We start from the raw sequence: 14,468 nt of genomic DNA, 5'->3' as shown, positions 1-14,468 counted from the left end.
TGGCATGCCGCGGCCTATCTTGTGGGCAGGTGGTCGCGACATGTGACAGATATTACTGCCGCCCGCAGGCGGCAAAAGGGTCGATATGAACGCAAATTTCCGGAATTTCGCACTGTGGGTAATCATCGGTCTTCTGTTGATCGCGCTTTTCCAGTTGTTCCAGAATCCGAGCCAGCGCACGGCGACCAATGACATTCCCTTCTCCCAGTTCCTCAATCAGGCGGAACAGGGCGAGGTGCGGGAGGTCACAATCCAGCAGCAACAGATCGCGGGACGCTTCGCCAACGGCGGCACGTTCCAGACCTATGCGCCGGACAACGCCCAATATGTCGAGTTGCTGCGCTCCAAGGGCGTGCTGATTTCCGCCAAGCCCAAGACCGAGAGCATCTCGCTGATCGGGACCCTGATTTCCTGGGCTCCGATGCTGATCATTCTCGGTATCTGGATCTTCGTGATGCGCCAGATGCAGGGCTCGGGCGGCAAGGCCATGGGGTTTGGCAAGTCCAAGGCGAAGATGCTGACGGAGGCCCATGGCCGCGTCACCTTTGAGGATGTCGCCGGCGTCGATGAAGCCAAGGAGGATCTCGAGGAGATCGTCGAGTTCCTGCGCGACCCGCAGAAATTCCAGCGCCTGGGCGGCCGCATCCCCCGCGGCGTGCTGCTGGTCGGCCCTCCGGGCACCGGCAAGACGCTGCTGGCGCGCGCCATCGCCGGCGAGGCTAACGTTCCCTTCTTCACCATCTCCGGTTCCGATTTCGTCGAGATGTTCGTCGGCGTCGGCGCATCCCGTGTGCGCGACATGTTCGAGCAGGCGAAGAAGAACGCGCCCTGCATCATCTTCATCGACGAGATCGACGCCGTGGGCCGCCATCGTGGCGCGGGCCTGGGCGGCGGCAACGACGAGCGCGAGCAGACGCTGAACCAGCTGCTCGTCGAGATGGATGGCTTCGAGGCCAATGAAGGCGTGATCCTGATCGCGGCGACCAACCGTCCCGATGTGCTCGACCCGGCGCTGCTGCGCCCGGGCCGTTTCGATCGCCAGATCGTGGTGCCGAACCCCGATTTCACCGGCCGCGAGAAGATCCTCAAGGTGCATGTGCGCAAGGTGCCGCTGGCGCCGGACGTGAACTTGAAGGTTCTCGCGCGCGGTACGCCGGGTTTCTCCGGCGCCGATCTGATGAACCTCGTCAACGAGGCGGCTCTTCTCGCCGCGCGCCGCGGCAAGCGGCTGGTGATGATGGCCGAGTTCGAGGACGCCAAGGACAAGGTGATGATGGGCGCGGAACGCCGCACCCTGGCGCTCACCGAGGAAGAGAAGAAGCTGACCGCCTATCACGAGGCCGGGCACGCGCTGGTGGCGCTGCATATGCCGGCGTCGGATCCGATCCACAAGGCGACGATCATTCCGCGCGGCCGCGCGCTGGGCATGGTGATGCGCCTGCCGGAGAAGGACCAGGTCTCGCTGACCCGGGCCAAGTGTCACGCCGATCTGGCGGTGGCCATGGGCGGGCGTGTGGCCGAGGAAATGATCTTCGGTCACGAGAAGGTCACATCAGGCGCGTCCGGCGACATCCAGATGGCGACCAAGCTTGCTCGCGCCATGGCGACGCAGTTCGGCATGTCCGACAAGCTGGGGCCGTTGATGTACGGCGAGAACGAGGAAGAGGTCTTCCTCGGCCACTCGGTGGCGCGCAGCCAGCATGTTTCCGACGAGACCCAGAAACTGGTCGACGCGGAGATCAAAGGCTTCGTCAACACCGGCTACGAGACGGCGAAGAAGGTGCTCACGGACTTCCAGGACGAACTGGTGACGATCGCCGAGGGCCTGCTCGAATACGAGACGCTGTCGGGCGACGAGATCAAGGGCCTGCTCGTGGGCAAGCCGCCGGTGCGCGAGACGGATGACGACCAGCCGGTCGGCCGTTCATCCGCTGTTCCGAAAACCGGCTCGACCAAGAAGGACGGCGGCGAGGCCGCTGGCGGACTGGAGCCTCAGCCGCAAGGCTGATGGCGGCGTATTCGCCCTGACAGAAAGTACAAGGACCCGGCTCGCAGCCGGGTCCTTTTCTATGAGCGGGAACGGGCGGAGGATCGCGCGGCGTTCACGTCTGTCACAGAAGAAAACAATTTTTGAACCAATCCTTGCTAGAATACGCAGTATTAAAAACAACACCCAAACCACTGGACACGGCGAAGCGATGACACGCAGTTATTTCGGCACGGATGGAATTCGCGGGCAGGCCAACCGCTGGCCCATCACGCCGGAAATCGCCATGAAGGTGGGTATGGCCGCGGGCGTGGTGTTCCGCAACGGCGGTCATCGCCATCGCGTGGTGATCGGCAAGGACACGCGGCTGTCGGGTTACATGATCGAGACGGCGCTGGTGGCCGGCTTCACCTCCGCCGGAATGGACGTGTTTCAGCTCGGGCCCATTCCGACGCCGGGCGTGGCCATGCTGACGCGGAGCTTGCGCTCCGATATCGGCGTGATGATCTCCGCCTCGCACAATTCGTTCGAGGACAATGGCATCAAGATATTCGGACCCGACGGCTTCAAGTTGTCGGACGAGGTCGAAGCCCGCATCGAGCGCCTGATCGAGAGCGACATGTCGGGTGAGCTCGCCGGCCCCTCCGATCTGGGCCGCGCCAAGCGCGTCGACGGCGTGCACGATCGTTACGTCGAGTTCGCCAAGCGCACGCTGCCGCGCAACATGAGCCTCGAGGGGCTTCGCGTGGTGATCGACTGCGCCAACGGCGCCGCCTACAAGGTTGCGCCGCTGGCGCTGTGGGAGCTGGGCGCGGAGGTGTTTTCCATCGGCGTCGACCCGGACGGCATCAACATCAACAAGGATTGCGGCTCCACCTCCACCGCCGCTCTTCAGAAGAAGGTTCAGGAGCTGCGCGCCGATATCGGCATCGCGCTCGATGGCGACGCCGACCGGGTAATCCTCGTCGACGAGAAGGGCGAGGTCGTCGATGGCGATCAGTTGATGGCCGTTGTCGCGGAAAGCTGGCAGAAGGCGGGACGGCTGACGCAGCCGGGCATCGTCGCCACCGTCATGTCCAATCTCGGCCTGGAACGCTATCTCGCGGGCCACGGCCTGTCGCTGGTGCGCACGAAGGTGGGTGACCGCCACGTGGCCGAGCACATGCGCCAGCATGGCCACAACGTCGGCGGCGAGCAGTCGGGCCACATCATCCTGTCCGACTTCTCGACCACCGGCGACGGGCTGGTGGCGGCGCTGCAGGTGCTGGCCGTGGTGCAGCAGGAGGGCCGCTCGGTCTCCGACGTGTGCCGCCGGTTCGAGCCGGTGCCGCAGATCATGAAGAACGTCCGGATCTCCTCCGGCGCGCCGCTGGACGACGAAGCGGTCAAGCATGTCATTGCCGATGCCGGCCTTCGGCTGGGCAACTCCGGCCGCCTGGTCATCCGGCCCTCGGGCACCGAACCGCTGATCCGCGTGATGGGCGAGGGCGATGACGAAACGCTCGTCAACGCGGTTGTCGATGACATCTGCGCCGCGGTCTCCAACGTCGCCGCCTGAGCGGCACGCGGCCCCATCTCCCGGCTCTTTTTCGCAGTAATCATCATTCCGCATCCGGCTGATTGGCTGCCAGTCATGGTAAATGCGTGCGCATGTCCGTGCGCTCCTGATTTCACGGTTTCGGGCGAATAAAGGTTTCCTTAACCATGAAGCGCCGGATTCGAGATGCTCGTTAAGCATACGAAAATTGAAAATTATCTTCCGTAAGGGCACTTATCGCCGCCGCCGCGGCGCGAGAGCCTCGGTACTTTCATCAGGAAACAGAATTGATGGCGCCACAGGAGTTGCAGAATAACTGTTATTTTTCAATGGTATGACTGCTGTATTTGGTGAAGTCTCTTGCCTGCTTTCTTTCCGCGCGGCGTGCGAGCGTGCCGTTATGGTTAACAGTAGTCTAACAAAGGGAATTCCGTAAATCCTTTGTTAATACTCTAATTTTTCGAAATTTGTTAGGGTTAAGTCAGTATTAATATTTCTCGGCGCATCCTCTCCTCGTCAATCTTTGGTTCATTGCTGGTTTCGGGTATCGCCAGCGTATTAGGAAAGGGTGCGAGATGAGCAGCCTGAGGAACATCTTCTTCGTAACCGTCAGCGTCGTGCTCGCTCTCCCGACGCTGGCAAGTGCCGCCGACATTATCGACTACATCCCCGAGCCGGATCCCATCCCCTACGGTGGCTGGTATCTGCGCGGTGATATCGGCGCGAAAATCTATCACGCTCCGGAGGCCCGCTTTAACGCTAATGGTGTCGGCGCGTTCCGCAACGAGCACCTCGATTCCACGTTCACGGTTGGCGCCGGCGTCGGCTACCGCGTCAACGATTGGTTCCGCACCGATCTGACGGTGGACTACGAGTTCCCAGCAGGTTTCCGTGGAGAGGCGCTCTGTCCCAACCCCTGCGGTGCCTTGCTTGCCGACGGATTTTCGCGTGAAAGCGCGGATATCGATGCCTGGACCGTCCTGCTCAATGCCTACTTCGACATCGGCACCTGGCACGGCGTGACGCCCTACGTCGGTGCCGGTATCGGTGCGTCCTATCTGACCACCAGCAACGTGCGGTTCTACAACCCGAACGGCGCCACCGGCACCTACAGGGGCGCAAGCAAGTGGAATCTGGCCTGGGCGCTGATGGCCGGTGCGGCTTTCGATCTCTCGCCGAACATGACGCTCGACGCGGGCTACCAGTTCCGCTCGCTGGGCAGCGCCGAATCCGGCGTGGTCCAGGCCTTCGCGCCTGCGAAGATCGAGTACAAGGACATTTACGCCCACGAGCTGCGCGTCGGTCTTCGTTACAACTTCAACTGATCGACGTCTTTACAGACAAAACGTCAGACGGCGGGCTCAGGCCCGCCGTCTCGCGTTCGAGCGATCAGCGGTGATGCGATGCATCCACGGCGTTTGACCTGGATCCTTTACGCGGGGCCTCGCGGATGGCTTGATCGGCTGCATGTCCGATACAACAACCGTCCTGATCTTCGCCCTGCTGCCCGTCCTGGGCAATTTCGCCGGCAGCCTGCTTGCCGAATGCATTCACACGCCGCGCTGGCTGCTCGGCGCGGCGCTGCATGGGGCCGCCGGCGTGGCCATCGCGCTCGTCAGCATCGACCTGATGCCGCGGATCCTGCAATCCGCGCCCATGTGGCTGCTGGTTCTGGCCTTTCTCGCCGGGGCCTTTGTCTCCGTCATGCTCTATCGGGGGCCGGTTGGGCGCGGTGGAGGGCGGGCGCGGGAAGCCGCGGCGCGTGGATGGTCTATTTCGCCGTAATGGCCGATCTTTTCAGCGATGGAATGATGACGGGGGCGGGATCGGCGGTGGGCACGGAGCTCGGCTTTCTGATTGGCGCCACCCAGGCGGTCGCCAATATTCCCGGTGGTTTCGCCGCGACAGCGAACTTCCGCGATGACCGTATGCCGCGTTGGCGGCGCATGGCGATGGCCGGTTTGCTGCTCGTGCCGACGCTCGCCAGCGCCCTCTTCGGCTTTGTGCTGCTGCGTGGTGGCGGCGCGTGGTTTCAGAGCGCGGCGCTGGCTTTCATCATCGGATTGTTGCTGCTGGCGACTGTCGAGGATGTGCTGCCCGAAGGCGATGCGCCGCAACCGCCGCGCTGGATCTCGACCGCCGCCTTCGCCGGCGGCTTCGCGGCCATGGCGCTGCTGTCGGGCTATCTGCGCTAGCGGCGCACCACACGCAGCCGTCCGTCCGTTCCTAGGTAGACAAAACCTGGCTCTCCGTGATCAGCCCTATGTCCGAGCCGACAGCCGCGGGCAGACGAATGGCGGCCAGATCTCTAAGGCGGCCGTTCGCTAGGGTCATGAGCCGTAGGGCGCGTCGGCTGGCCGAGGGGGATGCGAGATTGGGCAACCCGTTACCCGTCAGATCGACGGCGGCTGATACACGTTGCTCATTCAGATATAGTTTGGTTTTCTGGATAGTATTTTAATAAGCTAGTTATAATATTTATTGACGCATACAGTATAAATATTACCATAAAAAAGCAAAAAGAGTATAAGCTTGGCGTCCAGTCAGCGTAAAATTCCATATTCCAAATCCTAATTTCGGGATCTTGGATATTGATGTCTCCGAAAATTATTTTTAATTTTACCGTATTCAGTAATACCAATAAAATTATTGTAGAAAGAGAAAATGAAATCAAAAACGTTTTATCTTTTAATTGAGAAACGCTTTTATTATGGAGTGCTAAGAACAAAGGAATATATAATACATGCATCATGAATATTTCACCCAGCATTATTGGCCTAGAATTAACTATTGGAATGCTATGAAATACGTAATTACTTGAAAAATATATTATTAGTATGTATAGCAATACTATAAGGCTGGTGTATCGAAGCAAATTGACTCTAGAATCCTTTTTGAAAAAAAGTACAAATACGCCTACCAAGCCACCGTAGAGCATTCCATATACAATGGAAATAAATACGCGATAAAAGAAAAAATTTTCTTCATCGAAGTATCCGACCGGTGCGAAGGAGGCCGCTGCGACTGAGAAGCTCGCAACAAGACCGCTTATTGTTCCATCGGCCAAGCCAGAAAGAATTGAAATCCCAAAAGCTTTGTCGATAAATGCAATAATGATCAGCGCAATTCCTATAAATAAAATTAATGTTCCTATTAAATTGATTGTCCCTTTGTCTGCAACATGTTCTGGGAGGCGGTCTGATAAAAAAATAACTAACGCGCCCAATACTGACAGTACAACTGGAATCTTGACCGATTCCAATTTTTCACTTATTAGTATATCAATTATTTTTTCTATAATGCTATTCATTGAAAATAGATCACTTTTTCAGCATAGCGAGGAAAGAGTGAGAATTTGATCTTAGTAAAATGTGCATCGCAATTCAACCAAGTTCGGCTTGACGTTGTCGCACGAGAGGCATAACCCAGTTGGCGGGACACCCCTCCCCAACGAGGGGCATCTATCTGTGAGGATAGCGACATGACAGCGACTGCCAAACCGGCCCTGCGGCCGGAAAATCCCCGATTCTCCTCCGGTCCGTGCGCCAAGCGCCCGGCTGGTCCGTCGAGGCGCTGAAAGATGCGGCATTGGGCCGCTCGCACCGCGCCAAGATCGGCAAGACCAAGCTTTCCGACGCCATCGAGAAAACCCGCGAGATCCTGCGGGTTCCCGCCGACTATCGCATCGGCATCGTGCCGGCGTCCGACACTGGCGCCGTCGAGATGGCGCTGTGGTCGCTGCTGGGCGAACGCCCGGTCGACATGCTCGCCTGGGAAAGCTTCGGCTCGGGCTGGGTCACCGATGTGGTCAAGCAGCTCAAGCTCGACGCGCGGCTGATCGAGGCGGGCTATGGCGCGCTGCCGGACCTCACCTCCGTCGACTTTTCCCGCGACGTGGTCTTCACCTGGAACGGCACCACCTCGGGCGTCCGGGTTCCCGATGCGGAGTGGATTCCGGCGGACCGCGACGGCCTGACGATCTGCGACGCCACCTCGGCGGCCTTCGCGCAGAACCTCGATTTCTCCAAACTCGACGTGGTGACCTTCTCCTGGCAGAAGGTGCTGGGCGGGGAGGCGGCGCACGGCATGCTGATCCTCTCTCCGCGTGCGGTCGCGCGGCTGGAAAGCTACACGCCGGCCTGGCCGCTGCCGAAGATCTTTCGCATGACCAAGGGCGGCAAGCTCATCGAGGGCATCTTCAAGGGCGAGACCATCAACACGCCGTCGATGCTCTGCGTGGAGGACTATCTCGACGCGCTCGACTGGTCGGCGTCCGTCGGCGGTCTCACCGGCCTGATGGCCCGCGCCGATGCCAACGCCAAGGTCATCGCCGACTGGGTGGCAGCCACCCCGTGGGTCGATTTTCTCGCGACCGATCCGGCGACCCGGTCGAACACCTCCGTGTGCCTGAAGATCGTCGACCCGGACGTTTGCGCACTGGATGACGCGGCGCAGGCGGCGTTCGCCAAGGCAATGGCCTCGGCGCTGGACGCGGAAGGCGTGGCCTATGACATCGCGGCCTATCGCGATGCCCCGTCGGGCTTCCGCATCTGGTGCGGCGCGACCGTCGAGGCATCGGATGTCGCCGCGCTGACGCCCTGGCTCGACTGGGCCTTTGCGACGCAGAAAACGGCGCTGTCTGAGGCGGCGTGAAGCAATCGTTGGAATCCGATGTCATCCCGGCCGCAGTGAAACGGAGAGCCTGGATGACATCGGATTTTGGGCCGGTGCTTCAAAAGCTTTTCGTCTTTTCCATCCAAATGACCGGACAGCCACAGGCCTGATTGGCGCGACGCGCGACATTTCAAGGACCGGCGGTCTCATGCGAGGAACACGTAAATGGCTCCCAGAGTTCTGATTTCCGACAAGCTTTCCCCGGCCGCCGTGCAGATCTTTCGCGATCGCGGACTGGAGGTCGATTTCCAGCCCGATCTGGGCAAGGACAAGGACAAGCTGCTCGAGGTGATTGGGCAGTATGACGGTCTGGCGATCCGCTCGGCGACCAAGGTCACCGAAAAGATCATCAAGGCGGCCACCAATCTGAAGGTCATCGGCCGCGCCGGCATCGGCGTCGACAACGTTGACATTCCCGAGGCGACGAGCCGCGGCATCATCGTGATGAACACGCCCTTCGGCAATGCCATCACGACGGCCGAGCATGCGATCGCCATGATGTTTGCCGCCGCCCGCCAGATTCCCGCCGCTGACGCCTCGACACAGGCCGGCAAATGGGAGAAATCGCGCTTCATGGGCGTGGAGATCACCGCCAAGACGCTCGGCCTGATCGGCTGCGGCAATATCGGCTCGATCGTCGCCGACCGCGCCATCGGGCTGAAGATGAAGGTCGTCGCCTTCGATCCGTTCCTGTCATCCGAGCGGGCACGGGACCTCGGTGTGGAGAAGGTGGAGCTCGATGAACTGCTGCGCCGCGCCGACTTCATCACATTGCACACGCCACTGACGGACAAGACCCGCAACATCATCTCAGCGGACGCCATCGCGAAGATGAAGAACGGCGTCTACGTGGTGAACTGCGCGCGCGGCGGGCTGGTCGACGAGCAGGCCATGCGGGTTGCACTGGACGGCGGCAAGGTGGCGGGTGCGGCATTTGACGTCTTCGTCGACGAGCCGGCCAAGGAGAACGTGCTGTTCGGCGCGCCGAACATGGTGTGCACGCCGCATCTGGGCGCGGCCACCTCGGAAGCGCAGGAGAATGTGGCGCTGCAGGTGGCCGAGCAGATGGCCGACTATCTGATCAGCGGAGCCGTCACAAACGCACTCAACATGCCGTCGATCTCGGCCGAGGAAGCGCCGAAGCTGACGCCCTTCGTCAAGCTGGCCGAGCAGCTCGGTTCCTTCGCTGGGCAGTTGACCGAGAGCGGCATCAAGGGCGTGCGCCTGGAATACGAGGGCGCGGTCGCCGACATGAACACCAAGGCGCTGACGGCCGCCGCGCTGACCGGCGTGCTGACGCCGCTGCTGCAGACCGTCAACATGGTCTCCGCCCCGGCGATGGCGAAGGAGCGCGACATTCACGTGGAGGAAGTCCGCCGAGAGCAGATGGGCGCCTATGAGACCTACATCCGCCTGACGGTGGTCACCGAACGGCAGGAACGCTCGGTTGCGGGCACGGTGTTCGCCGACGGCAAGCCGCGCATCATCCAGGTGAAGGGCATCAACATGGAGGCTGAGCTGGGGCCGCACATGCTCTATATCACCAACGAGGACAAGCCGGGCTTCATCGGACAGTTCGGCTCGCTGCTCGGCGAGGCGGGGTCAACATCGCCACCTTCAACCTTGGCCGCGACAAGGCAGGCGGCGACGCCATCGCGCTGATCGAGGTGGACGGGCCGGTCAACGGCGACGTGCTGAACAAGATCACGGCGCTGCCGTTGGTCAAGCAGGCCAAATCACTGGCGTTCTGAGGACAGACATATGCGATGCGAAGGCGGCCCCAAGGGGCCGCTTTTTTGTTGGGCGGGCGATTCAATCATTTCGAATGGCCAGACTAATTTTGCTTCTTTTGAGCGTTTTTTGATCCGAATTCGAGGGTTTTTCGACACGGATTTGAATTGGATTTGTACTGCTGGTCAGGCGAGGCGGGTGCGCCTCAGACGCTCCAGAAGTCGCTCCAGAAGACGCCCGTCGATAGCCGCCAGCGCCACGGCGATCAGCGCCACCCCGAGCCAATGGCGCGGTTCCAGGACCTCGCCGAGAAACGCCGCGCCGAGCACGATGGCGCTGACGGGAACCAGGAAGGTGACCATCGCCACATTGGTCGGGCCGGCCTGGGCGAGAATGCGGAAATAGAGGATATAGGCGAAGGCGGTGGAGACCAGCGCCAGGGCGAGAACCGATCCGGCGACATGTGCCGACGGCGGCACAAGGGTGGTCGCTCCACCCGCGATCAGCACCAGCGGCAGCATCAGGATGGAGGATCCGGTGAGCTGGCCGGTGGCGGTGACCAGCGCCGGTTGTCCCCGGAAGCGGCGGCCGAAAATCCCCGCGCAGGCATAGGAGACCGTGGCGGCGAGACAGGCGAGCTGCGCGGTCACGTTCTCGGTGATGCCGTCGAGCGCCTCGGGGCCGATCATCACCGCGACGCCGCCCAGGCCGATCAGCACGCCGGCGAGCTTTTGAGGCGTTGCCCTGTCGGTGTCGGTGAGCAGATGGGCGATGATGACGGTTGAGATCGGCGTCATCGCGTTGAGCACGGCGGCGAGGCCGGAAGCGATATGGGTCTGGCCCCAGGCGAGCAGCGTGAAGGGCACGGCGTTGTTCAAGAGCCCCATCACCACGTAAGGGGCGAGGGCCGCGCGGGTCCAGGGGAAGGCGATGCGGCGCAGGCGCAGCACCAGATGCAGGGCGAGCGCGGCAATCGCCACCCGCGCCAGGGTCAGCGTCAGTGCCGGAATTTCCGCCACCGCGATCTTGGTGAAGAAGAACGACCCGCCCCAGAGGCCCGAGAGCAGGATCAGCAGCACCCAGCTTGCGGGCGTCATGCGGGCGGATTGGGTCATGGTCATGTTTCCTGTGGTCCTGCCACCTGATATCGGATGACCTCCTTGCACGACACCCGATTTGCGACATGATCCTGGAGTTGTGTTGTCTCACTCATGCCGCGCATACCGCGCTATCCGGCTGTCCCGATGTTTGCCATTCCCCTGCCTTTCGTTGTCGCCTTGCTGCTGGTGGTGCTGTTGGTGCGCATGGCGTGGCATGGGAACGCGGAGAACCGCGGCGCGATGATCTATCTGGCGCTTTGCGCCGCGATGCTGACCGTCGTCGGCTTGCGCTGGAGCCTCGATCTGCCGATGGTCCGTTTTCTGCAACCGGTCAGCGCGTCGTTGCTGCCGCCGGCCGCGTGGCTTTGCTTTTCGGGCCTGGCGCTGGAGACGCCGCGCCCCTTGCGGCGGCAATGGCCGCATGCGGTGCCGGTGGTCGTCATCATCGGGCTTTCCGCGAGCTGGCAGGCCTGGCAATCGCCGATCGATCTGGTCCTGGCGGCAATGTTCTACGGCTACGGCTTCGCACTTTTGCGTCGCGCCTGGGGTGGGCCGGACGCGCTGGGCGGCGCGCGGTTGGGGTCGGCGGACAAGGCGGTCCGCGCCGTTGCGCTCGCCGGTGCGACGCTGATCGCGTCCGGCAGCGTCGATCTCGCGGTCGCCGTCGATTTTGGTCTTAGCCAGGGGGAGCATGCGGCCAGCATCGTCGCCTTCGCCAATTTGCTGACGCTGGGACTGGCCGCCTATGCGGTCACCGTTGCTGGCCGCAGCCGCCCTGCGACGCAACGCGAGGCGGACGCAGCCGTGGAGACACAGGACGCGCCGCGGGCGGAGGAGAGACGCCCGGAGCCGGGAGACGCGGACGTGCTCGGGATCATCGACGGGCTGATGCGTGAGCGCCGGCTGTTCCGTGATCCGGATCTGACGCTGAACAGGCTGGCGCGGCGCGCCGGCGTCCCGTCGCGCAGAATTTCCGCCGCGATCAATCGTATTCATGGCCGCAATGTTTCGCAGGTGGTCAATGAGTACCGGATCGCGGAGGCACGGAGGTTGCTTGCCGAAACGGAAGAGCCGGTCACGACGATCCTGTTCGACTGCGGGTTCCAGACGAAATCCAATTTCAATCGCGAGTTTCGGCGGGTTACGGGCATGAGCCCGAGCGACTACCGCCGCTCGGGAGGCGGCCGCGACGGCTTTGCCGCGGAAGTCAGTTTTCCGGCAGAGCCTCCGCCAGAAACCCGATGATCCGATCCGCGACCTGACGGTGGATGGTCCGACGGTCGCGGCCGCCGGCGTCGCGGCAGATCATGCTGTCGCCGTCGGCATCGGCCTCGAGCAGCGTGACGCCGCCGGGCTTGCAGACAGACAGGAAGCTGAAGTGACTGGCGTCGGCGATCTCGAGATAGCGGGTCCGCGTTTGCGGCAGGCGGGCCACGAGATAGCGCGATTCGAGCTGGGCCGGCAGCAGCGGGTTGGGTGATCCGGCGGCGATCACCAGAACAGGGATTTCGATGGACGCGAGGCTTGGCGGATCGAAGGCGCGGGCAAGCCCGAGGTCGAGCGAGATGGCGGCCGCAATCCGGCTGTCGCGGAGGTCTTGCGCCAGCGCCGTTCGCGACGCCGCGTCGCCTCCGGCGCCAATGGATTTATAGACTTCGCAGTCGACGAGTTCCGGGTGAGCCTCACACTCCGCATCGTGCAGGTCGGGATCGAAGCGGGCGCCGGCCAGCTCGATTGCCGTCCAACCGCCGAGCGAATGGCCGGCAACGGCGATCCGGTTCCGCGCGATCTCACCGGCGATTCTGCGATCCCCGGTGAGCGCGTCGATGACGCGGCTGACGTCGCGTGGGCGCTGCCATAGCCGAGCGGCCCGCACAAGGTTCATATCGGCGGTTGTCGTGCCGGGATGATTGGCGCTGGCCACCACATATCCCTGACGCACCAGCTTCTCCGCCAGCCAGGCCTGATTGCGCCAGTTGCCGCCGAAGCCGTGCGACAGAACCACGAGAGGATGGCTGCCGGCGGACGCGGGCGCATCGTGTACAACGGCGACGCCGACGAAGACGGGGTTTCCCGCCACGTGCGTCGGGGCTTGTTCGCTGACAGCGGGATACCAGACCGCAACTGAAAGGGGTCTTTCGGTATCAGGCAGGGCGAGCCGGCGAAATCCGGTCACATCGGCCGCATGGGCGGAGACGCTTAGAAGCAGGGTGAGGGCGGCAAGAAGGGGCTTGATCATGTCGGTTCCGATTGCTGTTCGTCGTGCGCAACGGATGCCTCGATCGGCGCCGTGCCGCGACCTGGAACGCGATCGAGGTCGTTTATTGCTGTGCTCCACTCAACGCGCGGCACGCTGGGCGAGCGCGATGCCGGCGAGAATCAGGGCGTAGCCGGCGGCGTGGAAGAGCTGGAAATGTTCGCCCAGGAACAGGATCGCCAGGATCGAGCCGAAAAGCGGCACGAGGTGGAAGAAGGGCCCCGCGCGGTTGGGGCCGATCAGCTCGACGCCGCGGTTGAAACCGATGTAGGCGACGATGGAGGCGAACACGACGACATAGGCCAGCGCGCTCAGCGTCGTTGCGTCGAACGTCATCAGGTAGCCGGTGGAGACCTCCCAAAGGGTTGCGGGCAGCAGCATGAGGGCGCCCAGGCCGATGGTGATGGTGATCAGCGTCATCGGGTGCAGCGGCGGCTTCTTCTTGAGAAGCGCCGCATAGAACGAATAGCACGCCATGGCGCTGATCATCAGAAGATCGCCTGGATTGACGCTCAGATGCGCCAGCACGGTGGCGTCGCCGCGGCTGATGATGGTGAGCACGCCCGCCGTCGACAGCAGGATGCCGGCGATCTGGCCGCCGGTCAGCCGGTCGCGGAACAGCACCAGCGACCACAGCGCAATCCACAGGGGGCTGTGGACTGCATCAGCGAGCCGTTGATCGCCTGGGTGTACTGCAGGCCGATGTAGGCCAGCGTGTTGAACATGGTGATGCCGGCGAACGACAGCACCAGCAGGATCGGCAGGTTGGCGCGGATCACCGGCCAGTCGCGCTTGACGCGCGGCCAGAACAGCGGCAGCAGGATCAGGAACGCGCAGGTCCAGCGCAATTGCGCAAGGGCGACGGGCGGAATGTGGCCGGCGGCGACCCGGCCGACGATGATGTTGCCCGACCATGACAGCGCGGTGATCGACAGCAGAAGATAGGGCTGGTTGTAAAGCCAGCCTCCGGCGCGCGCCGCGATCGTTGTCATGCCCGTCCGTCCCCCGAGAGTGGCTGTGCAGTGGCATCCCGATTAATGGCTTGTGCGAGGTGTGTAAAGATGCGGCCGGCGGCCGAGAACGGGACTCGTCATCACGCGGGGATCTGGCTATAGTCCGCCCGCTTCACGCACCCCGGACCGCTTCCGGGGTTCTTTGTGTCGGCATCCCGCTGGCAATGCC

The 14,468-nt window shown here is 62.3% G+C and carries 9 protein-coding genes and 3 pseudogenes; 8 read left to right on the top strand and 4 right to left on the bottom strand.

Annotated features, from left to right (window positions below):
• Window positions 1-85: 85 nt before the first annotated feature.
• The 5 genes from ftsH (at window position 86) to D1F64_RS24015 (ending at window position 5,719) form a co-directional block, all read left to right on the top strand.
• Complete coding sequence (gene ftsH, locus D1F64_RS19495) at window positions 86-2,008, top strand: ATP-dependent zinc metalloprotease FtsH (protein ID WP_117413776.1); 1,923 nt, start codon at window positions 86-88, stop codon at window positions 2,006-2,008.
• Window positions 2,009-2,198: 190 nt separating this feature from the next.
• A complete protein-coding gene (gene glmM / locus D1F64_RS19490) occupies window positions 2,199-3,545 on the top strand; it encodes a phosphoglucosamine mutase (protein WP_117413775.1) in 1,347 nt (448 codons plus the stop codon).
• Window positions 3,546-4,099: 554 nt separating this feature from the next.
• Complete coding sequence (locus tag D1F64_RS19485; protein WP_117413774.1) at window positions 4,100-4,849, top strand: outer membrane protein; 750 nt, start codon at window positions 4,100-4,102, stop codon at window positions 4,847-4,849.
• Window positions 4,850-4,991: 142 nt separating this feature from the next.
• Complete coding sequence (locus D1F64_RS24020; RefSeq protein WP_205470542.1) at window positions 4,992-5,309, top strand: hypothetical protein; 318 nt, start codon at window positions 4,992-4,994, stop codon at window positions 5,307-5,309.
• Entirely contained in the window at window positions 5,291-5,719 is a 429-nt protein-coding gene (locus D1F64_RS24015) for a hypothetical protein (RefSeq protein WP_205470541.1), read from the top strand. The genes D1F64_RS24020 and D1F64_RS24015 overlap by 19 nt, the downstream gene beginning before the upstream one ends.
• Window positions 5,720-5,946: 227 nt before the next feature.
• On the opposite strand, the gene D1F64_RS23590 is transcribed toward D1F64_RS24015, so the two are convergent.
• Entirely contained in the window at window positions 5,947-6,834 is an 888-nt protein-coding gene (locus tag D1F64_RS23590; protein ID WP_162901665.1) for a hypothetical protein, read from the bottom strand.
• A gap of 171 nt (window positions 6,835-7,005) precedes the next feature.
• Here D1F64_RS23590 and D1F64_RS19475 point away from each other — a divergent pair.
• Window positions 7,006-8,177: pseudogene (locus D1F64_RS19475) on the top strand (phosphoserine transaminase).
• Between the two features lie 186 nt (window positions 8,178-8,363).
• A pseudogene (gene serA, locus D1F64_RS19470) lies at window positions 8,364-9,949 on the top strand (phosphoglycerate dehydrogenase).
• 165 nt (window positions 9,950-10,114) lie between these two features.
• Here serA and D1F64_RS19465 read toward each other — a convergent pair.
• Window positions 10,115-11,044 (bottom strand): DMT family transporter, encoded by a 930-nt coding sequence (locus D1F64_RS19465; RefSeq protein WP_248304519.1) that lies wholly within the window; start codon window positions 11,042-11,044, stop codon window positions 10,115-10,117.
• Between the two features lie 129 nt (window positions 11,045-11,173).
• Here D1F64_RS19465 and D1F64_RS19460 point away from each other — a divergent pair, with 129 nt between their 5' ends.
• Window positions 11,174-12,274 carry an AraC family transcriptional regulator gene (locus D1F64_RS19460; protein ID WP_117414730.1) on the top strand — a complete coding sequence of 367 codons (1,101 nt, stop codon included), beginning with the start codon at window positions 11,174-11,176 and terminating at the stop codon, window positions 12,272-12,274.
• Here D1F64_RS19460 and D1F64_RS19455 read toward each other — a convergent pair.
• Complete coding sequence (locus D1F64_RS19455) at window positions 12,237-13,268, bottom strand: alpha/beta fold hydrolase (protein ID WP_117413773.1); 1,032 nt, start codon at window positions 13,266-13,268, stop codon at window positions 12,237-12,239. The genes D1F64_RS19460 and D1F64_RS19455 overlap by 38 nt on opposite strands.
• A gap of 99 nt (window positions 13,269-13,367) precedes the next feature.
• Window positions 13,368-14,278 (bottom strand): annotated as a pseudogene (locus tag D1F64_RS19450) (DMT family transporter).
• Window positions 14,279-14,468 lie beyond the last annotated feature (190 nt).

Source organism: Breoghania sp. L-A4 (assembly GCF_003432385.1).
Lineage (GTDB): Bacteria > Pseudomonadota > Alphaproteobacteria > Rhizobiales > Stappiaceae > Breoghania.
This window is presented reverse-complemented; position numbering and strand designations above follow the sequence as displayed.